25 protein-coding genes and 1 riboswitch are annotated in these 23817 nt (G+C 67.7%); of the genes, 11 read left to right on the forward strand and 14 right to left on the reverse strand.

The window, feature by feature from the left end; genetic code table 11:
• Positions 1-5 precede the first annotated feature (5 nt).
• The 4 genes from VIK36_RS14695 (at position 6) to VIK36_RS14710 (ending at position 3529) form a co-directional block, all read left to right on the forward strand.
• Complete coding sequence (locus VIK36_RS14695; RefSeq protein ID WP_324642505.1) at positions 6-716, forward strand: 3'-5' exonuclease; 711 nt, start codon at positions 6-8, stop codon at positions 714-716.
• Between the two features lie 330 nt (positions 717-1046).
• Positions 1047-1997: a substrate-binding periplasmic protein gene (locus VIK36_RS14700; RefSeq protein WP_255172699.1), complete on the forward strand. Its 951-nt coding sequence runs from the start codon at positions 1047-1049 to the stop codon at positions 1995-1997.
• Positions 1998-2030: 33 nt separating this feature from the next.
• Positions 2031-2795 carry an amino acid ABC transporter permease gene (locus VIK36_RS14705; protein ID WP_324642506.1) on the forward strand — a complete coding sequence of 255 codons (765 nt, stop codon included), beginning with the start codon at positions 2031-2033 and terminating at the stop codon, positions 2793-2795.
• Positions 2792-3529: an amino acid ABC transporter ATP-binding protein gene (locus tag VIK36_RS14710; protein ID WP_255172701.1), complete on the forward strand. Its 738-nt coding sequence runs from the start codon at positions 2792-2794 to the stop codon at positions 3527-3529. Before VIK36_RS14705 ends, VIK36_RS14710 begins: the two co-directional genes overlap by 4 nt.
• Before the next feature lie 72 nt (positions 3530-3601).
• On the opposite strand, the gene hemL is transcribed toward VIK36_RS14710, so the two are convergent.
• The 8 genes from hemL to VIK36_RS14750 form a co-directional block, all read right to left on the reverse strand.
• A complete protein-coding gene (hemL, locus tag VIK36_RS14715) occupies positions 3602-4933 on the reverse strand; it encodes a glutamate-1-semialdehyde 2,1-aminomutase (protein ID WP_255172702.1) in 1332 nt (443 codons plus the stop codon).
• A 69-nt stretch (positions 4934-5002) separates the two neighbouring features.
• Complete coding sequence (locus VIK36_RS14720) at positions 5003-6076, reverse strand: LLM class flavin-dependent oxidoreductase (RefSeq protein WP_324642509.1); 1074 nt, start codon at positions 6074-6076, stop codon at positions 5003-5005.
• A complete protein-coding gene (gene hemB, locus VIK36_RS14725; protein WP_324642510.1) occupies positions 6073-7056 on the reverse strand; it encodes a porphobilinogen synthase in 984 nt (327 codons plus the stop codon). Before hemB ends, VIK36_RS14720 begins: the two co-directional genes overlap by 4 nt.
• A gap of 57 nt (positions 7057-7113) precedes the next feature.
• Positions 7114-7995 carry a uroporphyrinogen-III synthase gene (locus tag VIK36_RS14730; protein ID WP_420716216.1) on the reverse strand — a complete coding sequence of 294 codons (882 nt, stop codon included), beginning with the start codon at positions 7993-7995 and terminating at the stop codon, positions 7114-7116.
• A gap of 7 nt (positions 7996-8002) precedes the next feature.
• Positions 8003-9001, reverse strand: coding sequence for a hydroxymethylbilane synthase (gene hemC / locus VIK36_RS14735; RefSeq protein WP_255172706.1), 999 nt, complete (start codon positions 8999-9001; stop codon positions 8003-8005).
• Positions 8998-10242 (reverse strand): ferrochelatase, encoded by a 1245-nt coding sequence (locus tag VIK36_RS14740; RefSeq protein ID WP_324642512.1) that lies wholly within the window; start codon positions 10240-10242, stop codon positions 8998-9000. The genes hemC and VIK36_RS14740 overlap by 4 nt, the downstream gene beginning before the upstream one ends.
• The gene (gene hemQ / locus VIK36_RS14745) at positions 10239-10940 is read right to left on the reverse strand and encodes a hydrogen peroxide-dependent heme synthase (RefSeq protein ID WP_255172708.1); all 702 of its coding nucleotides are present in this window, start codon (positions 10938-10940) and stop codon (positions 10239-10241) included. Before hemQ ends, VIK36_RS14740 begins: the two co-directional genes overlap by 4 nt.
• Before the next feature lie 110 nt (positions 10941-11050).
• On the reverse strand, positions 11051-11332 hold the full coding sequence (locus tag VIK36_RS14750) for a hypothetical protein (protein WP_324642513.1): 282 nt from the start codon (positions 11330-11332) through the stop codon (positions 11051-11053).
• A gap of 7 nt (positions 11333-11339) precedes the next feature.
• On the opposite strand from VIK36_RS14750, the gene VIK36_RS14755 reads away from it, so the two are divergent.
• On the forward strand, positions 11340-11834 hold the full coding sequence (locus VIK36_RS14755; protein ID WP_324642514.1) for a hypothetical protein: 495 nt from the start codon (positions 11340-11342) through the stop codon (positions 11832-11834).
• 349 nt (positions 11835-12183) lie between these two features.
• On the opposite strand, the gene hemG is transcribed toward VIK36_RS14755, so the two are convergent.
• Positions 12184-13635, reverse strand: coding sequence for a protoporphyrinogen oxidase (gene hemG, locus VIK36_RS14760; protein ID WP_324642515.1), 1452 nt, complete (start codon positions 13633-13635; stop codon positions 12184-12186).
• A gap of 3 nt (positions 13636-13638) precedes the next feature.
• Positions 13639-14733 carry a uroporphyrinogen decarboxylase gene (gene hemE / locus VIK36_RS14765; RefSeq protein WP_324642516.1) on the reverse strand — a complete coding sequence of 365 codons (1095 nt, stop codon included), beginning with the start codon at positions 14731-14733 and terminating at the stop codon, positions 13639-13641.
• Between the two features lie 158 nt (positions 14734-14891).
• On the opposite strand from hemE, the gene VIK36_RS14770 reads away from it, so the two are divergent.
• Entirely contained in the window at positions 14892-16217 is a 1326-nt protein-coding gene (locus VIK36_RS14770; protein ID WP_324642517.1) for a glutamyl-tRNA reductase, read from the forward strand.
• Positions 16218-16295: 78 nt separating this feature from the next.
• Here the strand turns inward: VIK36_RS14770 and moeB are convergent, their stop codons facing one another.
• Complete coding sequence (moeB, locus tag VIK36_RS14775; protein WP_255172714.1) at positions 16296-17495, reverse strand: molybdopterin-synthase adenylyltransferase MoeB; 1200 nt, start codon at positions 17493-17495, stop codon at positions 16296-16298.
• 85 nt (positions 17496-17580) lie between these two features.
• Here moeB and VIK36_RS14780 point away from each other — a divergent pair, with 85 nt between their 5' ends.
• From VIK36_RS14780 to VIK36_RS14790, 3 genes are all read left to right on the forward strand, one after another.
• Complete coding sequence (locus VIK36_RS14780; RefSeq protein ID WP_255172715.1) at positions 17581-18246, forward strand: TetR/AcrR family transcriptional regulator; 666 nt, start codon at positions 17581-17583, stop codon at positions 18244-18246.
• 62 nt (positions 18247-18308) lie between these two features.
• Positions 18309-18533: a DUF3107 domain-containing protein gene (locus VIK36_RS14785; protein ID WP_159631504.1), complete on the forward strand. Its 225-nt coding sequence runs from the start codon at positions 18309-18311 to the stop codon at positions 18531-18533.
• A gap of 58 nt (positions 18534-18591) precedes the next feature.
• Positions 18592-18894 (forward strand): hypothetical protein, encoded by a 303-nt coding sequence (locus VIK36_RS14790; RefSeq protein WP_324642519.1) that lies wholly within the window; start codon positions 18592-18594, stop codon positions 18892-18894.
• 74 nt (positions 18895-18968) lie between these two features.
• On the opposite strand, the gene VIK36_RS14795 is transcribed toward VIK36_RS14790, so the two are convergent.
• The 3 genes from VIK36_RS14795 to thiO form a co-directional block, all read right to left on the reverse strand.
• Positions 18969-19784: a thiazole synthase gene (locus tag VIK36_RS14795; RefSeq protein WP_303693483.1), complete on the reverse strand. Its 816-nt coding sequence runs from the start codon at positions 19782-19784 to the stop codon at positions 18969-18971.
• Between the two features lie 4 nt (positions 19785-19788).
• Positions 19789-20025: a sulfur carrier protein ThiS gene (thiS, locus tag VIK36_RS14800; protein WP_159631501.1), complete on the reverse strand. Its 237-nt coding sequence runs from the start codon at positions 20023-20025 to the stop codon at positions 19789-19791.
• Entirely contained in the window at positions 20022-21323 is a 1302-nt protein-coding gene (gene thiO, locus VIK36_RS14805) for a glycine oxidase ThiO (RefSeq protein ID WP_324642520.1), read from the reverse strand. Before thiO ends, thiS begins: the two co-directional genes overlap by 4 nt.
• Positions 21316-21434, reverse strand: a riboswitch (TPP riboswitch). It overlaps the preceding gene by 8 nt.
• A 27-nt stretch (positions 21435-21461) precedes the next feature.
• Between thiO and thiE the strand changes: the two genes are divergently transcribed.
• On the forward strand, positions 21462-22211 hold the full coding sequence (thiE, locus tag VIK36_RS14810; protein WP_324642521.1) for a thiamine phosphate synthase: 750 nt from the start codon (positions 21462-21464) through the stop codon (positions 22209-22211).
• Positions 22212-22250: 39 nt separating this feature from the next.
• Positions 22251-23756, forward strand: a complete 1506-nt coding sequence (locus VIK36_RS14815) for an RNB domain-containing ribonuclease (RefSeq protein ID WP_324642522.1) — start codon at positions 22251-22253, stop codon at positions 23754-23756.
• Positions 23757-23817 lie beyond the last annotated feature (61 nt).

The raw sequence follows: 23817 nt of genomic DNA on the forward strand, positions 1-23817 counted from the left end.
GAAGCATGAGTTCCTGGAACACCCTCCCCCGCGCAGCCTTCGATCTGGAAACCACGGGCCGCAACTCGCGGGCGGCAAGAATTGTCACGGCATCAATCACCGTAGTGGACCATCAGGGTGAGGTCATCAAGGAGCATGAGTGGCTGGCCGATCCGGGGGTGGAGATACCTGTGGAGGCCAGCGACGTCCACGGCATCACCACCGAACAGGCCAGGCGTGACGGCCGCCCTGCCCATGAGGTCACGGGTGAGGTCGCCGCCGTCCTGCAGGAGCTGTTCGATTCCGGCACTCCGGTGATCGCCTTCAACGCGAGCTACGATTTCACTGTCCTTGCCGCCGAGTCGGCACGGTACGGGATTCCGCAGCTGAGCCGCTTCCCGGTCCTGGATCCCTACATTATGAACAAGCAGGTTGACCGCTACCGCAAGGGAAAGCGGACACTCACCGCACTGTGCGAGGAGTACGGGGTGGTCCTGGACAACGCGCACACTTCCGCGGCGGACGCCCTGGCAACCCTCAGGGTGCTGGATGCCATGGCAGGCAAGTTTCCCAAGCTGATGATGCCGGCCAGCCAGCTGCACCAGCTTCAGGTGGACTGGGCGGTCAGCCAGGCATCGGACTTCCAGGAGTACCTTCGGAAGACGAAGCCGGCCGCTGTCATTGAGGGAGACTGGCCGGTGTTGCCGCCGCAGGATGCCACGACAGGTGGCTTCTAGGGGCGCTCCTGCGCTCACCGTTTTGGGAGGCATGTCACAGTCACGCCGCTTAACAAAGTTTCGGGTTGCAGGCCGGGCATCGTTCGCCGGGATGGAGTCATAACCCCGCAACTGCTTGGCCCCGCGCCGCAGGGACGGAATTATATTTTGCCGGAATGCGCCGAACTTCCATTTTGTTCACCTCACGTGCGGTATTCACTCAAGTGAGACAATAAAGTTTTGCGGTCACCCCTGCCCCGGACAGCTGGACCAGCGCCGGGCAGGTGCCAGGCGCCACAGCGCTGCCTTGCGGCCCGGTCGACTTATGCCTCATATGAAAGTGACAACCTGATGAACATCAAAGCGTTGAAGTGGCTCAGGACCGTTCCTGTTGCCCTGGCCCTTGCGGCATCCCTGGCCGCCTGCGGCGGCGGTTCCTCCCAGCCCAGCGGCTCCCCCACGGACGCACTGAAGGGCAGTGACCAGCAGACGCTGGACAAGTACACCACCGCCGATGTCACCCCCCTCGACAAGATTGATAAGAGCAAGCTCGGCCTCGTCACCGAGGGCACCCTGCGCGTGGGAACGTTGTCAGACGCCCCACCCAATATCTTCGTTGATTCCTCGGGCAAGTTCACTGGCTACGACAATGAGCTTCTGCGGGCGATGGCCGACAAGCTGGGGCTCAAGGTCGAGTTCGCCTCCACCAAGTTCCAGGCGCTTCTCAGCCAGGTAAAGAACAAGCAGTTCGACGTGGGATCCTCCTCGATTTCCACCACGGACGCCCGCCGTGAAACGGTTGCCTTCACCAATGGTTACGACTTCGGTTACATGGCCCTGGTGACCAAAGAAGACGCCAAGGTTCAGACGTTCGCGGAACTGAAGAGCGGCCTCCGCATCGGCGTCGTCAGCGGCAGCGTCCAGGAAGACTACGTCAAGAACACCCTGAACATTGAGCCTGTTTCCTTCCCCGACTACAACACCGTTTTCGCCAGCCTGAAGAGCGGGCAGGTGGACGCATGGGTGGCTCCGTCCCAGCAGGCGACCGGCCAGGTCAAGCCCGGTGACGGCACGAAAATCGCCGAGAAGAAGCTCAACACCCAGAACTTCACCGCTTACGCCGTTGCCAAGGACAATCCTGCCCTGCTCGAAGCGCTGAATTCGGCCCTTGATGCCATAGTCGCCGACGGCACCTGGTCCAAGCTGACTGCCGAGTGGTACACGGACCGCCCGACGGCTGCCGAGCAGACCCCCGAGGGTTGGAAGCCGGGCAGCAAAGCCGTCAAGATCCCAACGAAGTAGACACCAGCTACCCAGAAAAGATAACGACGCCATATGGATTTCCTGACACGACTCAGAGAGACCTTCCTTGACTGGGAGAAGATCGCTGAGGTTCTGCCAAGCATGTTCTCTGTGGGCCTGCCCAATACGCTGGTCCTTGCGATCACTTCGGGACTTATCGGGGCCTTCGCCGGCCTGGTCCTGGCTCTCATGGGAATCTCGCGGAATCCTGTGGCACGGTGGGCCGCCCGGGTGTACACAGACGTATTTCGTGGACTCCCGGCCGTCCTCACCATTCTGGTCATCGGCCTGGGATTCGGACCGATATTCCGCGAGATGACGGGCAGCAACAGCCCCTACCCCATGGGCGTTGCGGCTCTGTCGCTCATGGCCGCCGCGTACACGGGCGAAATCTTCCGCTCCGGCATTCAGAGCGTAGACAAGGGGCAGCTCGAGGCGTCACGCGCCCTGGGATTCGGCTACGGTGCATCCATGCGCCTGGTGGTGGTTCCCCAGGGTATCCGCCGGGTGCTTCCTGCCCTCATGAACCAGTTTATTGCGCTGATCAAGGATTCCTCGTTGGTCTTCACCTTGGGCTTGCTGGCCACGGAACGGGAACTGTTCCAAATCGGCCAGGATGCGGCCGCCCGCAGCGGGAACCTGTCCCCATACGTGGCAGCTGCCATTTTCTACCTGGCCATGACCATCCCGCTCACCCACCTGGTCAACTACATCGACGCCCGGCTGCGCAGCGGCCGGCCGGAAAAGAAAGAACCGGACGACGCCGCGGCCGTCGTCGGTAAGGGAGCCCAGGCATGAGCGAATTCGCATCAGGAACACTGAGCGCCAAGAACATCCACCTTTCCTTCGGCAGCAACCACGTCCTGCGGGGCATCGACCTGCATGTACCCCAGGGCACCACGGCGTCAGTCATCGGCCCGTCGGGTTCGGGTAAGTCCACCCTCCTGCGGGTCATGAACCGGCTGATCGAACCCGACCAGGGGGACATCCTGCTGGACGGCCGCTCGGTCCTGAAAGACAATCCCGACGAGCTCCGCCGCCGGATCGGCATGGTGTTCCAGCAGTTCAACCTGTTCCCCCACAAGACCGTGGAGGAAAACGTCTCGCTGGCCCTGCGCAAACTGCGCAAGCTCTCGAAGGAGGAGGCGCGCAGCGAGGCGCTGGAACAGTTGGATCTGGTGGGCTTGAGGCACAAAGCCGATTCCCGCCCGGCCAACCTTTCCGGCGGCCAGCAGCAGCGCGTGGCCATTGCCCGGGCGCTGGCCATGAAGCCGGAGGTCATGTTTTTCGACGAGGCCACCTCCGCCCTCGACCCCGAACTGGTCAAGGGTGTCCTGGCACTGATGACGGACCTCGCCAAGGGCGGCATGACCATGGTGGTGGTGACCCACGAAATGGGCTTCTCCCGCAACGTCTCCGACGCCGTGACGTTCATGGATGCCGGCGTCGTGGTGGAGTCCGGGCCGCCTGAGCAGCTCTTCACCGAGCCAAGGACCGACCGGCTCAAGGGCTTCCTCTCGGACGTCCTCTAACGCCTCGCACGCAAAGAAATCCCCGGCTGCAGCCTGCAGCCGGGGATTTTTTCGTAAGGAACGACGGCGGTGCTAGCCCTGGGCGGCTGCGGCCGCCTTCGCTGCGGCAGGCAGTGCATCGTAGATCCGGTTCATGGCGGCGTCGTCGTGGGCGGCGGAAAGGAACCACGCCTCAAAGACCGACGGCGGCAGGTAGACCCCCGACTCCAGCATGGAGTGGAAGAACGGCGCGTAGCGGAACGCCTCCTGCGCCTGTGCATCGGCGTAGTTGTGGACCCCGTTGGCCGAGGTTCCGAAGGCCACCGAGAACAGGTTCCCCGCGAACTGGATTGAGTGGTCCACCCCTGCGGAATCCAGCGCGTTGGAGACGGCGGAGGAAAGCTCCAGGGAACGGACGTCGATGAAGGAGTAGACATCGCGGGTGGCGTGGGTCAGTGTGGCAACGCCGGCAGCCATCGCCACCGGGTTCCCTGACAAGGTGCCCGCCTGGTACACGGGGCCGGTGGGCGCGAGGTATTCCATGACGTCGGCACGGCCGCCGAGGGCCGCCGTCGGCATTCCACCGCCGATGACCTTGCCGAAGGTGAGCAGGTCGGGCGTCCACGGGTTTTCCGCATCCGGCGCACCGCCGGTGAGGCCCCAGTAGCCCGAGTAACCGGTGCGGAACCCGGTCAGAACCTCATCGACGATGAGGAGCGCGCCGTGCTCGCGGGTGATCTGCGACAACCCAAGGTTGAATCCCTCGGCAGGGGTTACTACGCCCATGTTCGCCGGCGCGGCCTCGGTGATCACGGCAGCGATGTTCGGCCCGTGCACTGCGAAGGCTTCCTTGACGGCGGTGAGGTCGTTGTAGGGCAGCACCAGCGTCTCCGCGGCGGTTGCTTCCGTGACACCGGCGGAGCCGGGCAGGGCAAGGGTTGCCAGGCCGGAACCCGCGGCGGCCAGGAGTCCATCCAGGTGGCCGTGGTAGCAGCCGGCGAACTTGATGATGAGGTTGCGGCCGGTGAATCCGCGGGCCAGCCGGACGGCGGTCATGGTGGCTTCGGTGCCGGTGGACACCATCCGGAGGCGTTCGACGGCGGGAACGCGCTCCTGGACGATGGCTGCCAGGTTGGCCTCGTCCGGGGTGGACGCGCCAAAGGAGAGCCCCCGGTCGACGGCGGCGTGCACCGCTTCCAGCACGGCCGGGTGGGCGTGGCCCAGCAGGGCCGGACCCCAGGAGCAGACCAGGTCCACGTATTCCTTGCCGTCGGCATCTGTCAGATACGGTCCCTTCGCTGAGACCATGAAGCGCGGGGTCCCGCCGACAGAGCCAAAAGCCCGCACCGGCGAGTTGACGCCGCCGGGCATCAGCCGGCGGGCGCGGTCGAAGAGTGCCTCGTTGCGAGGATTGCTGGAAGTCATGGTTCCTATTCTCTCAGTTAGCCGGAAAGCTCAGTTAGCCGGTAGGCGCAGTCAGCCGCAGAAGCCCAGTCAGCCGGCGAGCAGTTCCGCCACCCGGGGCGCCACCGCCGTGCCCATCAGTTCGATTGAGCGCATCATGGCGCTGTGCGGCAGCGGACCGTTGCTGTATTTCAGGTCGAAGCGGTCAACACCCAGGTTCCGCTTCAGCCGGACGATTTTTTGGGCCACCGTTTCCGGTGATCCGACGTAGAGGGCCCCTTCTGCGGAACAGAGCGCATCGAACTCACCGCGTCCGGCCGGACCCCAGCCACGCTCGGCCCCGAGCCTGTTCCGGAGTGCCAGCCAGTGGGGATAGAGCTCTTCCCGGGCCTGCTCATCCGTGTCGGCGACATGGCCAGGCGAGTGCGTGGCCATCTGCTGCATGGGATGTCCGTATTTGCCCATCGCCTCGCGGTAGAGGTCGGCCAGGGGCCGGAAGCCCCGCGGCTGGCCGCCGATGATCGCGAAGATGATCGGGTAACCGTACTGGGCGCACCGCAGCACGGATTCGGGGGTGCCGCCCACGCCGATCCATGTGGGCAGCAGGTGGTGCTCCAGGGGCGGGTAGACGCTCAGCCCGTGCAGGGCGGGACGCGTGCGGCCCTCCCAGTGCACGGGTTTTTGCGCCCGGACCTTGTCGAACAGTTCGAGTTTTTCCTCGAACAGGACCTCGTAGTCCGCCAGGTCCAGCCCGAACAGCGGGAAGGATTCAATGAACGATCCGCGCCCGAGCATCACTTCGGCCCGGCCGTTGGAGATGGCGTCCATGGTGGCAAAGCGCTGGAACACCCTGATGGGATCGTCCGAGCTGAGGACCGTCACGGCGGAGCCAAGCCGGATGCGGGACGTGCGCGCCGCGGCGGCGGCCAGGAAGACTTCCGGCGCGGAGACGGCGTAGTCCTTGCGGTGGTGCTCCCCCACGCCAAAGGCATGGAGTCCGACGGCGTCCGCCAGTTCCGCCTGCTCCAGCAGCTGGCGCAGGACCTGGGCATGGGGCTGCGGACTGCCGTCCGGGTTCGCGCCGATGTCACCGAAGGTGTTCAGCCCAAGGAGGATGCGGTCCTCCCCCACGGGTGCGGTTGGCGCGGCGGAAGGACCGGTCACCGGGTTTCCTTCAGCCAGCCGGCCAGTTCGGCGGCCCAGTAGGTGAGGACCGTATGGGCGCCGGCACGCCGGATACCCAGTACGGACTCGGTGATGGCGGCACGGCGGTCGATCCACCCGTTGGCGGCGGCGGCCTCGATCATCGCGTATTCACCGGAGATCTGGTACGCGGACACGGGTACCGGACTCATGGCGGCAACGTCTGCCACGACGTCCAGGTAGCTCATGGCCGGCTTGACCATGATGATGTCTGCACCCTCGGCCAGGTCCAGTTCCACCTCGCGCAGGGCTTCGGTGCGGTTTCCAGCGTCCATCTGGTAGGTCCGCCGGTCGCCCGTGAGCTGGGAGTCCACGGCCTCGCGGAAAGGTCCGTAGAACGCGGAGGCGTACTTCGCGGAATACGCGATAACGGAGGTGGTCACGTGCCCTGCTTCATCCAGCGCCGAGCGGATGGCGGCGATCTGGCCATCCATCATGCCTGACGGGCCGAGCATGTGGGCGCCGGCCTCTGCCTGGGCCACGGCCATCCTGGCGTAGATCTCCACGGTGCGGTCGTTGTCCACGTAGCCGTCGGCGTCGAGCACTCCGCAATGCCCGTGGTCGGTGAATTCGTCCAGGCAGACGTCACTCATGATCACCAGGTCATCGCCCACCTCCGCGCGGACGTCCCTGATGGCCTTGTTCAGCACGCCCTCAGGATCCAGGGACGCGGTGCCCTCGGCGTCGCGGGTTTCGGGAATGCCGAAGAGCATGATGCCGCCCAGGCCGAGCTCAACCGCTTCGGCGGCGGCCCGCTTCAGGGTGTCGGTGGTGTGCTGGACTACGCCCGGCATGGACGTGATGGGGTTGGGCTCGGTGAGTCCCTCCCGGATGAAGGCGGGAAGGATGAGCTCGGCCGGTGCGAGGCGGGTTTCGGCGGTCAGCCGGCGCATGGCCGGGGTGGTGCGCAGGCGGCGGGGGCGTTGGGTGGGGAAAGTCATGGGTCCTGTCCTTCGCATGGTTGTGAAGCTTTGTGGAGGGAAAACGTTCCGGCCCGGTCAGGGCGGGTTGAGGGCCTTCGCGACGGCTGCCACCAGCCCGTCCGGTGTGGGCTCTGCCGCCACCTCCGCGACCTCAAGGCCCAGGGCTGCGGCCTGGTCCGCCGTCGAACGGCCAATTGCCACCAGCCGGCAGCCGCCCAGCGGACCAAGGGCGGCGATCCGCCGCACCGCGCTCGGCGAGGCGGCGATCACGGCGGCAATGCGCCCTTCGGCGATGTCCGTGGCGGCAGCTTCCGGCGTCAGGAGGGAGTACGACGGCGGCTGCGGGCCGGCGTCGAACGCTTCCGCCCGGACGGCGAGACGGCGCTCCGCTGCCGCCGGGTAGTCGACGGTGCGGTAGGCAGTCACAGCGGTGACGTCGCCGCCGGCGGCTTCCAGTCCCGCCGCCAGCGTGCCGGCCGCGATATCAGCCTGCGGCAGCAGGATCCTGCCGCTCCCGGGCCAGACGGCGCGCAGGCCGGCGGCTGACTGCTCCCCGGCCGGCGTGAGCGCTACGTCCAGTCCGCCCGCATCCAGCAGCCGGTGGGTTGCCGGACCGATGGCGGCGATCCGCGTGCCGGAAGGTACCAGTTGGTCCAGGCGCAGGCCACGTTCGGCCGCCTTTTCCATCAGGACGTGCACTGTTGTGGCGCTGCTGACCACCAGCCAGTCGAAGGCGCCCGCTGCAAGGGCGTCACAGGCGACGTCCAGCGCGTGTTGGTCCGGCGCTCTTTCGAAATCGATGAGCGGAAGCAGCACCGGCAGCGCACCGGCTCCCTTCAGGGCCTCCACCAGGGCGCCCGAGCGCTCCGGGCTGCGCGTGACCAGGACCCGGACCCCACCAAGCGGCATGCCTCCATGCGGCTTGGCGGATCCGGAGTCACTGGAAGGCTGCGTCATTGCCAGGTCAGGACGCCTGCAGGTCTGCGATGTCGGCGGCTCCGGCAGCAAGGAGGGCCTCCGCCAGTTCAATGCCCAGCAGGGTCGCTCCCACCTCCGTCAGTCCGTCCGTGGCGCGCTTGTCCCGCACGGTGGCGGTGCCGTCCACGGCGCACACCACGGCTTCAAGGTGCAGCATGCTGCCTTTGCGGTAGGCGTATGCTCCCACCGGAGCTGCGCAGCCTGCTTCGAGCCTTGCCAGCAGGGCCCGCTCCGCCGTGACGGCAAGGCGGGTGTCGGGGTCGTCCAGCGCTGCCAGGGCCTGGGCCAGGACGTCACGGGAGCCGTCAGCCGCGCCGGGCTTTGGCGGGGCGTCCGCCGTCCGGCACTCGATGGCCAGTGATCCCTGTCCTGCTGCGGGCAGCATCACGTCGGTTTCCAGGTATTCGGTGACGGCGTCCAGGCGGCCGATCCGCTCCAGGCCGGCGGCCGCGAGCACCACGGCGTCCAAGTCACAGGACTTTCCGGGGACCACCTCGCCAGTGGAGTTGCCGGGCAGCCCGGGAACGCGGCCCAACCGGGTATCCACGTTGCCGCGGATGTCCACGATGTCCAGGTCCGCACGGGCGGCGCGCAACTGGGCCGCACGCCGTGGCGAACCGGTGCCAATGCGGGCACCGGCGGGCAGGTCTGCCAGCTTGAGTCCGTCGCGGGCGCACAGGACGTCGCGGACGTCCACACGGCGCGGGGTGGCGGCAAGGCTGAGGCCTACTGCTGCCCCTGTCGGCAGGTCCTTGAGCGAGTGGACGGCAACATCGCACTCATCGCGCAGGAGCGCGTCACGCAGGGCGGCAACAAAGACGCCCGTGCCGCCCATCTGGGACAGCGAGCCCGTGAGGACGTCGCCGTCCGTGCGGACGTGCACCAGTTCCACCGGGAAACCGCCGACGGCGGCAAGCTGGTCCGCGGTCTGCTGGGTTTGGGTGAGCGCCAGCTTGCTGGCGCGTGTTCCGATCCGGACTGTCACAGCTGGGCCGTTTCCGCGGCACCGCCGGACGGGTACGGGTCATGGCCGGTGCCTACCGTGGTGTCGGCCCCTGCAATGGTGGGCTTTTCGCCACGGAAGTTGGCGCAGCATCCTGGTCGGCAGACGTCGTACCAGGGACCAAGATCCGTCAGGGCGGGGCGGTCGCTGATGTTGTTGGCCACCGTCCGCTCGGAGATGAGGTCCACCAGGCCGTCAACGAACTTCCGGTGCGTACCGGGCGTGGGGACGCGGGTGGCGGCCAGGCCCAGGTTGGCGCAGGTTTCCATCGCTTCGGTGTCCAGGTCCCAGACGACTTCCATGTGGTCGCTGACGAAGCCGAGCGGAACGATGACGATGCCCTTGACGCCCTGGCCGGCCAGTTCCTCGATGGCGTCATTGATGTCCGGTTCCAGCCACGGCACATGCGGGACACCGGAACGGGACTGGTAGACCAGGGACCACGGTGCGGTCAGCCCGGATTCCTTCTCCACCCGTTCGATGACGGCGGCGGCATTGGCGAGGTGCTGGGCCACGTAGGCGGAGCCTTCCTCGAACACGCGGGGCTCCCCCTCGGAGCGGCCCGCAGCTTCGGCGTCCCGGGTAGGGATGGAGTGGGTGGCGAACAGGATGTGGACGGGGGCATCCGGCGTGCCGGCTTCGGCGAGCTTGGCCCGCACGTCGGCCAGGCCGGCGGCGGTGCCCTCCACGAACGGCTCCACGAAACCGGGGTGGTCGAAGTACTGGCGGACCTTGTCCACTTCGAGTTTGCCGTCCAGACCGGTCTCCGTCAGCGCCATGCCGATGTCCTCGCGGTACTGGCGGCAGCTGGAGTAGCAGGAGTAGGCACTCGTGGTGAGCATCAGCACCCGGCGGTGGCCGGCGTCGTACGCTTCCTGCAGGGTCTGCGGGATGTAGGGGGCCCAGTTGCGGTTGCCCCACAGCACGGGCAGCTCGATGCCGCGGGCAGCCAGCTCGGCTTCCAGCGCTGCCTTCAGCTCGCGGTTCTGCTGGTTGATGGGGCTGACGCCGCCGTTTGCGCGGTAGTGGTGTGAGACTTCCTCAAGCCGCTCGTCCGGGATCCCCCGGCCGCGGGTGACGTTGCGGAGGAATGGGATGACGTCATCCTGGCCTTCCGGGCCACCGAAGGAGGCCAGCAGGACGGCGTCGTAGTTCTTGGGGGCCATGCGTCCGGCCTCGGTCACCGGGTTGACGGCGGTGGCGGCCTGCTGTTCCGGGCTCATGCCAGGACCTCGGCAACCTCTTCGGCGGAGATGCGGCGTCCGGTGTAGAACGGGACTTCCTCCCGCACGTGGTTGCGTGCCTCGGTGGCGCGGAGGTGGCGCATGAGGTCCACCAGATCAACGAGCTCGGGGGCTTCCAGGCCCAGGATCCATTCCCAGTCGCCCAGGGCGAAGGAAGAAACGGTGTTGGAGATGACCTGGGGGAAGTCGCGGCCCAGGAGGCCGTGGTCGCGGAGCATTTTGCCGCGCTCGGCCTCGGGCAGGATGTACCACTCGTAGGAGCGCACGAACGGGTAAACACAGAGCCACTCCGCCGGAGCGACACCGCGGGAATATGCCGGGGTGTGGTTCTTGGCGAACTCGGCCTCGCGGTGGACACCCATCGCGGACCAGACAATCTCGGTGCCGGCGAAGAGGGTGCTGCGGCGGATGTCCCGGATGGCCTGCTGCAGCGCTTCCGGCTTGGGTCCATGGAGCCACACCATGACGTCGGCGTCGGCGCGCATGGCCGAGACATCGTAGCTGCCCCGGTGGGTGACGCCGGCGGCGGCGAGACGTTCCAGCAGCGCGTCGAAGTCGGCGGCGGCATCAGCGCTGCGGACCACTGACCCCGACCTCTTGAATACCGTCCAGAGGGTAAAGAACTGCTCGGCTGATTCTTCGGTTTTAGTGACAGATTCGGCAGAAGTGTGGCTCATGGTTACAAGTTTGCCCCTTCCCTGCCCCAAGACGAAACCGAAAAGTTCTACAGCTCGTAGAAGTGAGCAAAGTCACATTCCCTTGTGCAGCAGGCCACCGGATGCGCCCCTTAGAGGCGGCGCATCCGCAGGAACACCAGACCGGCAGCCGCTCCCACGCCGACAAGGCCCGCACCCAGCCACACCATGGCATCGGGCACGCCAGGCAGTGGGCCGGTGGAGGAAACTGCCTGTCCCGGTCCGGCCGGGGCGCCCGCAGCGTGCGGCGCGCGGGTGGGCTGGGACTGGCGCGCGTTGATGGACAGCGACGTTGGCAGGGCGGACGCATGTGTGGCGTCAGGACTGGCCGCCACGCCGGAGCCCGGCACGCCGAGAGCACTGCCGCCCGCCACGGCGGAAGTGGGAACGAAAGGACTGCCCGCGCCGCCGGAGCCCGGCACTGCTGCCTGGGTTCCGGAGGCCGGAGCAGACCCTCCTGCTGGTGCTCCCGCGGCCGTCCCACCGGCCGAAGGAACGCCTTCCGGCGCCGGCGCCCCGGCCGCCGTGGAAGTGCCGGTTGCGGGGTCAGCGGCCGGCGCTGACGCAGTGGAGGGCCCGGACGCCGTGGGAGACTCTGGCCGGTCGGTGGCCGGAGAGCTGGTCGGAGTGGCAGCGGCTGTGGTTCGCGGGCCAGGTGCCGGCGGCGTTTCGGAGGACGTCGGACTGGGCGCGGTAGCCGACGTGGCCCCCGCGGACGGGGAACCGTTGGCCGCCGGAAGCAGGGAACCCGGCACCGGAAGAATGGGCCATGGCGTGCGCGGGGCGCTCGTGGCCGGGGATCCCGCAGTGGGTTCGCCCGCTCGCTGCCGGCTGTCTCCCTCATGCCCGGATGCACCGTTCCCCGTGGCTCCCTGAGTTCCGGGAGCGCCTTGACGGGCCGCCGTGGACAGTCCGAACGCCGCGGCGGTTGCGGCCACGGATCCTTGTGCCGCCGGATCCTGCGGAGGGGGGACCGCGTCGTCAGCCAAGGACGCCTGGACGCCGGTGGAAAGAACCAGTACCGCTCCGACGGCCGCTGCTGCGGTGCCGCGCCGGAGTCCCCCATGGATACCGGTCCGGGAAAGTGAAAGCTCGGACCTGTGTTGAACCATAGTCATCGACCCTAACCAGAACGGCTGGCCGATTGGAAACCAGGAAGGAGGCCCGGCCGTCCCGCCAGGCCGGAGCCAAGGACCGGCTTCGGGGCGCTGACCAGCACCGACGCTCAGGCGGCAGGCAGTTGGCCGATTTGCTCACGTGTGTCGGCCACCACAGCGGCCAACCCGTTCCCGGCAACCCATCCGCCCACGACGGCCAGGCCGCCCGCGGCGCTGCAGGACCGCCGGATGTCCGCTGCCCGTGCGCGGTGACCGACGGCGGCGAACGGCAGGGCTCCGCGCCACCGGACCACGTCCCAGCCCCGCACGTCCCCGCCGGTGATGCGGACGCCGAGCAGGGCGGATGCGTCGCGCAGGGCGGCCGCGAACAGCTCATCATCGGTTTGGGGACCGGCGGCGGCAGGGGCCGAAGCACCGTCCACCCGGCCGTACGAAAGGCGCACCACATGGCGCCCGGGGCCGGCAGCGGCGGTCAGCCAATCCCATTTGCCCGTGGCGTGCGTCAACGCCTTTGCTTCGATGCCGGGCGTTTGCGGGGCCACCAGGATTCCCGTCCCACGCGGCCGCCGGTCCAGGTCCGGTTTGTCCAGGACCAGCGTGACCAGCTTGACGTCCGGCCCGGAGGCCGGTTTCTTTCCCGAGATGGCAGGTACAGCAGGTTCCAGCAGTTCGACGGCGGCCGGGCCCTCCACGGCCATGACAAGCAGCGCGGCATGGAAGGCCGCGCCGGCAGCATCGACGCGCCAGCCTTCCGGGGTGCGGGAAACCGACGTGGCGGCAGTGCCCAACAGCAGGGTCACGTCCCGGCGTTCGAGCTCCGACACCAGGGCGTCCACCAGCGTGTGCATGCCGCCTTCGAGGCCTGCGACGGCGGACCCGGCCTTTGCCGGTTGGGGCGTCCGGGCCTGGGCGGTCGTGCCCGCGCCGCGCCGCTGTGCCGAGACCGCGGCAGCGAGGGAACCGTGCCTGCGCAGGCCTGCACGCAGGCCCGGAGCCACCATATCGACGTCGAGCAGGCCGGGATCGGCGGAGTGGACGCCGCCCACCACGGGCGAGACGAGGCGTTCCAGCACGCGCGACCCCATGCGGGTCCGGACCAGCGTGGAGACGCTGGTGACGCCGGCCCCTGCCCCTATGGATGCGGGCAGCAGCCGGTCCAGGGAGGCGCGCAGCGAGCCGAGGATGCCCAGGGTGCGGCGGACCTCAGGGTCCCAGGGGTTGGCGGGAATACCCAGCACTCCGGTCCGGGGCAGCTCGCGCGGCCCGTCCGGCAGCTGCACCCAGGCACCCCCGGGCCGCGGGGGAACGATCTTCGCGCCGAGCCCAAGGTCCGCGCAGAGCCGGGCTACGGCGTCGGACCTGGTGGCAAAGGACTCAGCGCCGCTGTCCAGGGTCAGCCCCGCGACCGTATGGCTGCCAACACAGCCGCCCCACGCCGTCCCGGCTTCCAGGACAGTCACCTCATAACCGGCTGCTGCGAGTTCCCGGGCGGAGAGCAGCCCGGAGATCCCGCCGCCCACCACGAGCGCCTGGCCAGGTTTCGCCGGGGAGCTGCCCACCGGTTACTCCGGCGAGATGGAGTGGATAAGCTCCACCACCCGGGTCAGGACGTCAGGGTCCGTTTCGGGCGGTACGCCGTGTCCCAGGTTCAGGACATGGCCCGGGGCGCCGGCGCCGGCGGCGATGACCTCGCGGACGTGCGCCTCCAGGACGTCCCAGGGTGCTGCCAGCAGCGCGGGGTCGATGTTTCCCTGCAGCGGCACGGTTCCGCCCAGCCGGCGGTTCGCCTCATCGAGCGGCAGCCGGTAGTCAACGCCCACCACGTCCACTCCAACGTCCCGCATGGCCACGAGGAGTTCGGACGTGCCGGTGCCGAAGTGGATGAGCGGGGCACCCAGGTGGCGGACGTGGTCCAGGGCACGGGACGACGCCGGCGCAACGTATTTGGTGTAGTCGGCCAGCCCCAGCGAGCCCGCCCAGGAGTCGAACAGCTGGGCGGCCGAGGCGCCCGCCTCCAGCTGGGCCCGGAGGAACATGCCGGAAGCGTCGGCAGCCCAGTCGGCCAGCGCGTTCCATGTCTCCGGGTCGGCGTGCATCATGGTCCGCGGGCCCAGGTGGTCGCGGGACGGCTTTCCTTCCACCATGTAGGCGGCCAGCGTGAACGGTGCGCCGGCGAAACCGATCAGCGGCGTCTTGCCCAGTTCGGCCACCGTGAGGCGGACGGCTTCACGGATCGGCTCCAGGGCTTCCCACGTGAGCTGCGGCAAGGCGGCAACATCGGCTGCCGTGCGTACCGGCTTGTCGAGGACCGGCCCGACCCCGGGCACGATGTCCACGCCCACGCCCGCGAGCTTCAGCGGGATAACGATGTCGGAGAAGAAGATGCCGGCGTCGACATCATGGCGGCGGACGGGCTGGAGCGTGATCTCAGAGGCCAGCTCCGGGCGGAGGCAGGAGTCCAGCATGGCGATGCCTTCGCGCACCTTGAGGTATTCGGGCAGCGACCGGCCGGCCTGCCGCATGAACCAGACGGGACGGCGGGACGGCTTGCCGCCGCGGTAGGCCGTGATCAGCGGGGAGTCTGCTGTGCGGCCGTCCATCAGTGGATGGTCTGCGGCGAGGGTGCCGGCAGCGGAGACGGCAGGGCTAGGAGTCATGCTTTTGATTGTGCCCAAAAAGAGCTGCAAAAGATAACGACAACCTGTCGCTGAGGGCACGGGAATCGCCGAGGTGGCACGGATCACGTCCAGGTGTGGCGACTATCCTTTCCGGTGGTTGTTCTACCGGGCAACGAAAAAGCTATGATTGGTCTGCTGTGGTTCTTTTCTCATTGGTGGCTACACACGCCGACATCGATCTTGAAACCGTTGCTCAGTTGAGCAACGGTTCCTCCGGGATTGCCGCATCCGCGCTCACCGAATCCCCCGCCGTGGCCGGAGCGGTGGTCCTCGCCACCTGCAACCGCTATGAGATCTACGGCGAAGCTCCCAATCCGAACGACGTCGAAGCGGCCCGGGCGGCGCTGGTGTCGCGGATCAGCCAGGCCAGCGGACTCTCCGAGCCCCTCGTGTCACGCTCCTTCAGTACCCGGACCGGTCCCGAGGTGACCCAGCACCTGTTCGCCGTCAGCGCCGGACTGGACTCCGCCGTCGTTGGTGAACGCGAGATCGCCGGCCAGGTGCGCCGCGCCCTCATCACCGCACAGCACGACGGTACTGCCAGCGCCGGCCTGGTCCGGCTGTTCCAGGCCGCCTCGAAAACCGCCAAGGACGTCGGCGCGCAGACGGCCCTCGGTTCCCGGGGGCTTTCCATCGTTTCGGTGGCCCTGGACCTGGCCACCGATCTTTCCGAAAACCCCGACTGGTCGACCAAGAAGGTTGTGCTGTTCGGGACCGGCGCGTACGCCGGCGCCACGATGGCACTGCTGCGTGAACGCGGCTGCACGGACATCTCCGTATACTCCTCGTCCGGCCGGGCCGAAGGATTCGTGGCCTCGCGCGGCGGGTCTGCCCTGGACGTGGATTCGCTGCGCCCGGCGGTGGCGGCCGCCGACGTCATGATCGGCTGCAGCGGCTCGGACACCCGGGTTGAAGCGGACGAACTGGCCCAGGTCCGTGCGGACTCACCCCAGCCCCTGATTGCCATCGACCTGGCGCTCACCCACGACTTCGATCCTGCCGTCGGCGAGCTGGACGGCGTGGAACTGCTGACCCTGGAATCGGTGCGCCTGGCAGCACCGCAGGAGCAGGCGGAATCGCTGGCCCAGGCAAGCGGCATCGTCAAAGGCGCCGCCAAGGCCTTCGAACAGGAGCGCGAAGCCCGCTCCGTGGACTCCGCCATCGTTGCCCTGCGCCGCCACACCATGAACGTGCTGGACGCGGAGATGGAAAAGGTCCGTGCCCGCCACGGCTGCACCGCTGCCGCCGAAGAAGTGGAGTTCGCACTCCGCCGCATGGTCAAGCAGTTGCTGCACGTCCCCACCGTCCGCGCCCGCGAACTCGCCGCAAACGGGCAGCAGGATGACTACGTTGCGGCGCTTGAAGCGCTGTACGGCATCACCGTCGAGCAGCCCGGCACGGCCGCGACGGCAGTGGTGGAGGCCGAGTGCCCGGTGGACCACAAGGGCCGCGAGACCGCCTGACCCACAAACACCCCCTTGCTCTATCAGATATGGCTCCTAAACCACCGGTTTGCGAGCCATATCTGATAGAGCAACCGGTCAGTAGACCGGTTTCCCGGGTTCCACATCCCGCACCCAGGCCAGGATCCCGCCGTCGAGATGGCTGACCCGCTGATAGCCGGCCTGCCGGGCCGCCGCCAGGACGTTGGCGGAGCGTGTACCGGCCTTGCAGTGGAACACGATGTCCCGGTCCTGCGGAAGTTCATCCCAGGCCTCCCCGGCCAGGATGCGTCCCTGCGGGATGAGTTTGGCCCCGTCGATCCGGACGATGTCGTACTCCCCCGACTCGCGGACATCCACCAGTTCGAAGTCCTTGAGCCCGGCTTTCCGTGAGGCCAGCATGGTGGCCAGCTGGGTGGCTGTGACGATGTGTTCCGTGTCCGACGGGGCGGCCGGGGCGATGCCGCAGAACGCCTCGTAGTCAGTGAGTTCCGTGATGGGCTGGGCAGCCGGGTCCTTCGACACGCGAATTTCACGCCAGCTGCCGCCCAGTGCGTCAAACAGGGCCACGCGGCCCAGCAGGGAACGTCCGACGCCGGTAATCAGCTTCACCGCTTCGGTCACCATGAGCGATCCCACGGCAGCGCACAGCATGCCGAAGACGCCGCCCTCACCGCAGGACGGCACGGAACCGGCAGGCGGTGCCTCGGGGTACAGGTCCCGGTAGGTGGGTCCGTGCTTCTCCCAGAACACACTGACCTGGCCATCGAAACGGAAAATGGAACCCCACACGTAGGGCTTGCCCAGGATGGCGGCGGCATCGTTCACCAGGTACCGGGTGGCGAAGTTGTCGGCACCGTCAAGAATGAGGTCGTACCCGCTGAACAGTTCCAGGGCATTGGATGAGTCCAGGCGCACGTTGTGCAGCCGGACGTCAACCAGCGGGTTCAGCTCGGCAATGGCATCGCGCGCCGATTCGATCTTGGGGCGGCCCACGTCGCTGACGCCGTGGATCACCTGGCGCTGCAGGTTGCTCAAGTCCACGACGTCGTCGTCGATGATTCCGATCGTTCCCACCCCGGCCGCGGCGAGATACAGCAGGGCGGGGGCACCCAGGCCGCCGGCGCCGATGACCAGCACCTTGGCGTTCTTGAGCCGCCGCTGCCCCAGCGCGCCGATCTCGGGAATGATCAGGTGCCGGGAGTACCGTTCAACCTCGGCGGGGGTGAGGCCGGCAGCCGGTTCCACCAGCGGATCCAGGGCAGGGGTTGCAACATTTGCGGTGAAAGTCGAAGCCATACTTCAATGTATGCCCCGGGATACCGCCGGGTCATATTACCCCGCAGTAAAGTGAAGGGTAACTGCAATGGAAAGAAGGACAACTGTGGTCCCTGAAGCACGGGCTGACCGTCCGACCTCCGCCGCACCCCAAACTCCCTCCCGCCCCGCAGGCCAGCGGTCCGCCCGCTTGCCCCGGGATGAGCGCCGCGCACAGCTCCTTGCCGCGGCCCAGGAGGTGTTCGTAGCCAACGGCTACCACGGTGCGGCGATGGATGAGATTGCAGAAACCGCCCATGTGAGCAAACCGGTGTTGTACCAGCACTTTCCTTCCAAGCGCGACCTCTACCTCGCCCTGCTGGAAAGCCACCTGGCCTCACTGACCGAACTGATGCTGGGCGCCCTGAACTCCACCACGGACAATGATGAACGCGTCCAGGCCGTCATGCGCGCCTACTTCCACTTCATCGCCAATGACGACCAGGCCCACCGCCTGGTGTTCGAGTCCGACCTGATCAACGATCCCGATGTCAGCTCGCGGCTCGAAACCTTCAACCGGACCTTCGCCGACGCCATCGCCCGGGTCATTGCGGAGGACACCAAGCTCCCCCACCTGGAAGCCGAACTCCTGGGCCGCGGCCTGGCCGGAATGGCCCAGGTCAGCGCCCGGTACTGGCTGGAAACGGACGGCAACCTGGACCTCGATGTGGCCAGCGACCTCATCTACCGTTTAGCTTGGCGCGGAATCTCTCGCTTCCCCAAAGAGTCCTAGACTACAAATAAGACAACACCTCGTAGAGAAACACGAGTACTTTCACAGGCTGGGAGGCCCCCTTGGAAATTAAGATCGGCGTTCAGAACGTTGGCCGCGAAATCGTGCTGGAATCAACCCAGGATGCGGAGACGGTGGCCAAGGTTGTTGGCGAAGCCATTAATGAGGGCAGCGAACTGCGCCTGAAGGATGACAAAGGACGCCTGATCATTGTTCCGGGCAACGCACTGGCTTACGTGGAAATCGGTGCCGAGGAGGTCCGGCGCGTAGGTTTCGGCCAGTTCTAGTCCGGCCCGTTTCACCCTCTGCCCGTCCCCGGGCCACCGCAGTTTTCCAAGGAGATCCATGCTTTCGCTGACCATCGTGGTGCTGGCAAGCGTCGCCGCCGGCTTCGTCGTCTGGGCCAATGACAAGCGGCATGCCAAATACGGTGCGGCAGTTCCGGCCGGTGTTGCGGCGGGTGTTGCGGCGCTGGCGTGGATCATCCTGATGACCGCGGGCTTCGGCTACCTGCCGGGGACCACCTGGCTTCCGTGGGTCCTGCCCATTGTCGTCGGAGTAGCTGCAGCCGTCGCCGCCGTCGTCTACCTGGGCCGTACCCGTGCGCGCCGGGACACGGAGCGGCTGACAGTCATTCTGCGGCGCTGACCGCCGGCAGGTCAGTAAATACGCGTGTGGCCACCACCCATCCGGGTGGTGGCCACACCTGTCTCACGGTGGGGTCAGAGGAACTCCGCCCGGCCCTCCATCGCGGACGAGGCAAGGGCGTGCTCCCGGCGAGGGATGCGCCCGGCGGCCCTGGCCATCCTGCCGGAGATCACTGCATGCTTGAACGCCTCGCCCATGAGCGCGGGGTTCTGGGCCCGCGTCACTGCCGTGGCCAGCAGGACGGCGTCGCAACCCAGCTCCATGGCCAGCGCAGCGTCTGACGCCGTGCCGATCCCTGCGTCCAAAACCACCGGCACCGAGGCGCGGGAAACGATGAGCTCGATGTTGTGCGGGTTCAGGATTCCCAGTCCGGTGCCGATCGGGGCGCCCAGCGGCATGACGGCGGTGGCGCCGAGGTTCTCCAGCCGCAGCGCAAGCACGGGGTCGTCATTCGTGTAGGCGAAGACCTTGAACCCCCGGTTGACCAGCTGCTCCGTGGCGTCCACGAGCTCCACGGCGTCCGGCAGGAGGGTCTGCTCGTCCGCGATGACCTCCAGTTTCACCCAGTCGGTCTCCAGAGCCTCCCGGGCAAGTTCCGCAGTAAGGACCGCGTCCCTGGCCGTGAAGCAGCCGGCAGTGTTGGGCAGCACGCGGATCCCATGGTCCACCAGCAGCTGGAACAGCGACCCAGTTTCAGCCGTGGAGTACCGCCGCATGGCCACTGTGGTCAGGGCGGTGCCGGAGGCCAGCAGCGCTGCGCCCAGGCCGTCCAGGCTGGGTGCCCCGCCCGTGCCCATGATGAGCCGGGATCCGAGGGCGACGCCGTCAATCACCAGGGCGTCGGCGGCACCCGCGTTTCCGGCGGGGTTGATGGTGTTGGTTTCGGTCATGGCGTCAGCCTCCCTGTACTGCAGTGACAAGTTCAATATCGTCGCCCTCGGCGAGCGCGGTGGCGAACCATTGGCTGCGCGGCACCACCTGGGCATTATGCGCGACGGCGACGCCCAGTTTCCCGCCGTCCGTCGCCTGTCCGTTGGGTGCCAGCGGGCGCCCGGTGACCTGGCTGACGAGCGTGGTGATGGAGGCGCCGTCGGCCACCTCGTGCGTGTTTCCGTTCAGGGTGATGTTCACGCTGTCTCCTTGATGTGGGGTGTGGTGGCGGCTGCCGCCGGCCGGGAGAACCGCTCCGGGCTGAAGGGCGCCCAGCGGGAATCGGATGTACCGTCCAGCAGCGCCGTGCAGATGGCGGCTGCGGCGGGTGTGAGCAGGACGCCGTGCCGGAAGAACCCGGTGGCGATGATGAGTCCCGGGACGTGCCCGTCGGCAGGGTTTCCGGACCCCGGATCCACCCGCACGCGGCCCAGCAGGGGCGCGTTGTCAGGGGTACCGGGGCGGGCCCGGGCGGTGCACTCGAGCAGTTCCAGTTCGGCGACGGCGGGCACCAGCGCCTGCGCGTCCCGCAGCAGCTGGTAGACGCCTCCGGCGCTCACGGCATCGGAGAGCGCGTCCTCGCGCTGGGTTGCCCCGATCACCACGGTTCCGTCCTGCCGGGGGACGATGTAGACGGGGACGCCGTGCACCAGGCCGCGCACCGTGGAGGTCACCAGGGGCTGGAGGTGCTGCGGAACGGCGAGGCGGAGGATGTCCCCGTGGACTGGGCGCAGTGGCAGGTCGAGGCCGTCGGGCAGGCCCCCAAGGTCCCCTGCCTGCAGGCCGTTGGCCACGATGGTTTCCGCCGCCAGGACGGTGCCGCCGCCGGCGAGGCCGGCACCGGTAACCGCTCCGCCCTCCCACAGCAGGCCGGCGGCCCGGTCGGGTACGGCATACCCGTCCACCGCTCCGGCGGCGGCCCGCTCCGGGGACCTAAGTGCAGCGCCCGCGAGGGCCAACCGCAGGGCTGCCACCAGGCGCCGGGGATCCACCTGGTGGTCTGCGGGTGTGTCCAGGGCGCAGGCGATGGCGGGACTGAGCAGCGGTTCGCGTTTGCGGGCTTCGCGCACGGCCAGGGGCTCCACCCCCAGTCCGTTGGCCTGTTGTACCGCGCGGAGGTCCATCAGCGCGCGGCGGTCCGCGGCGTCGGCACCCACGGCGAGTGTCGGCGTCGTCAGGTATCCGCAATCCGCCCCCGTCGCGCCGGCGATCCCCGCCGCGAACCCGGGCCAGCGGGACGATGCCTCAAGCATCAGTTCCAGGAGGTCCTCCTCCTGGTAGTGAAGTTCGCTGACCGGGGCAAGCATGCCCGCGGCGGCCCAGCTGGCACCGTTTCCGGGTGCGTCATCGATCAAGGCAACGGAGCGTCCGGAACGCTGCGCCTCCCAGGCGATGCCATGGCCCACCACTCCCCCGCCGATGACGGCGACGTCGGCCCGGACGGTGGACTGGATGCCGGTATGGGCGGGCCCGGGGACATTGTCAACGGGGTTGCGCATGTGGTTCCTTCCCTACGCCGGCATTAACCGGATCAGGTCAAGCGGTCGGCTCTGACGCCCTCTCAGCCCGGCGCTTTGTGACAGCTGCCGCAGGCTCCCGCAGTACCTGCCCAGTTTAGAGGAACTAGGCTTGCAGGCATGAATGTGTCCGCCTCATCCCTGCCCGCCGGCCCCCACGCTCCAGCCACCGCGGCCCTCACCGCCGAAGTTGCCAACGCCGGCCACAGCGACGCCCTCAAGGCAGCCCGCCTGTACCTCTGCACCGGCGCACGGACGGCGCGCGGCGATTTCGCAGAGTTCATTGACGCCGCGTTTGCCGGCGGCGTGGACATCATCCAGCTGCGCGACAAGACCATCGAGGCCGCAGAGGAACTGGACCTCCTGGCGGTCCTGAAGGAAACAGCGGTACGCCACGGCCGGCTGTGGGCCGTCAACGACCGTGCGGACATCGCCGTGCTGTCCGGGGCACCGGTGTTCCACATTGGCCAGAAGGACCTTCCGCTGCCGGCAGCACGGACGCTGGTCAACGGAAACGCGGCCATTGGACTCTCCAGCCACACCACCGACCAGGTGGACGCCGCCTTGACCGCAACGGTTGGGCCGTCAGGGCTGGACTATTTCTGCGTGGGTCCGGTCTGGGCCACACCCACCAAGCCCGGCAGGGCCGCCGTCGGCCCTGAACTGGTGACATATGCCGCCGAAGCCTCCCGGCAGGCCGGAGATCCCGTGCCGTGGTTTGCCATCGGCGGCATCGACCACGGAAACGTCCGGGAAGTGGTGGAGGCGGGTGCCGGCAGGATCGTGGTGGTCCGCGCCATCACGGAGGCACCCGACCCCGCGGCCGCCGCCGCCTCCCTTCTCGACGCGCTGGACGGCACCGGCTCCTGAGCCTGCTTAATTCCGGGACTTGGGGATACGCTGATTTTTGTGTCACATCATCGGTTGGCCCCCAACGTCCATGACCACAAGAACGCCCTGGAAGAGGCGCTGGGCCTGCTGCGGACGGAACTTGAACTGCCGGGGCCGTACCCCGCCGAAGCAGTGGAAGACGCCCGGGCCGCCATCGCGGCGCTGAAACTGCCGTCATACGACCTGACCGCCGTCGAGTTCGTGACCATCGATCCGGCGTCCTCCACGGACCTGGACCAGGCAGTGTTCATCGAACGGGACGGAAACGGCTACCGGGTCATGTACGCCATCGCCGACGTTCCGGCGTTTGTTGCTCCGGGCGGCCCGCTGGACGCCGAAACCCGGCGCCGCGGACAGACGTTCTACGCCCCGGACGGCCGGATCCCGCTGCACCCCGAGGTGATCAGCGAGGGCGCCGGAAGCCTGTTGCCCGGCCAGGAGTGTTCGGCTTTCGTTTGGGACTTCACGCTCGACGGTGACGCGACAGTGCTGTCCGTGGGCGTCCGGCGGGCGCGGGTCATCAGCGGTGACAAGCTCAGCTACAAAGGCGCCCAGGCCGATCTTGACGCCGGGACTGCCTCGCCCGTGCTGGGGCTGCTCCGCGAGGTGGGGTTGAAGCGGGTGGCGCTGGAACGGGCACGCGGGGGCGCCAGCCTGAACATGCCTGAGCAGGAGATCGTCCAGTTGCCCGACGGCGGCTACCGGATCGACGCTGTTCCGCAGCTTCCCGTGGAGGACTGGAATGCGCAGATTTCCCTGATGACCGGAATGGCCGCCGCACAGCTCATGCTGGAGGGCAAAGTGGGCATCCTGCGCACCATGCCCGCTCCGGATGAACGGTCCCTGCGGCATTTCCGGCTGCAGACCGAGGTGCTGGGCAGGCCGTGGGACGGGGAGGTCAGCTACGGCGAGTACCTCCGGTCGCTCGATCCCACCGATCCCCGGCAGCTGGCCATCATGCACTCAGCCGGCATGCTGTTCCGTGGCGCGTCCTACACCGCCTTCGATGGCACTGTCCCCGAAGACGGCATCCAGTCGGCCATCGGCGCCGCCTATGCCCACACCACCGCGCCGCTGCGCCGCCTGGTGGACCGCTTCGTGCTGGTCATCTGCGAGGCCCTGAGCAACGGCGGCGACGTCCCCGGCTGGGCCCGGGAGGCCCTGCCGCTGCTCCCGGGCATCATGGCGGGATCGGACCAGCTGGCCTCCCGAATGGAACGCCTGGCCCTGGATACCGTGGAAGCGGCGCTGCTGCTGAACCACATCGGGCAGGAGTTTGATGCCATCGTCATTTCCGGATCCAAGCCGCAAAACGGAAACGGCAACGGAAACGGCAAGAATGGAAACGGGAACGGGAAGAACGGCAACGGCAACGGAAACGGAAGTTCGGGGATCATCCAGATCGCCGAACCTGCGGTGACTGCACGCTGCGCGGGCGAACTGGAGTCCGGCACCAAGGTCCGCGTACGGCTGGTTTCCTCGGACATCACCACCCGGCAGATCCACTTCGAACTCGTTTCCTGAGAGGCCGGCAGGTGCCCCGGGCGGACCGAAACCGTGTTTCCGCGCCCGTACGGCTAGACTG

The sequence above is a fragment of the Pseudarthrobacter sp. LT1 genome (assembly GCF_035621795.1).
Classification (GTDB): Bacteria; Actinomycetota; Actinomycetes; order Actinomycetales; family Micrococcaceae; genus Arthrobacter.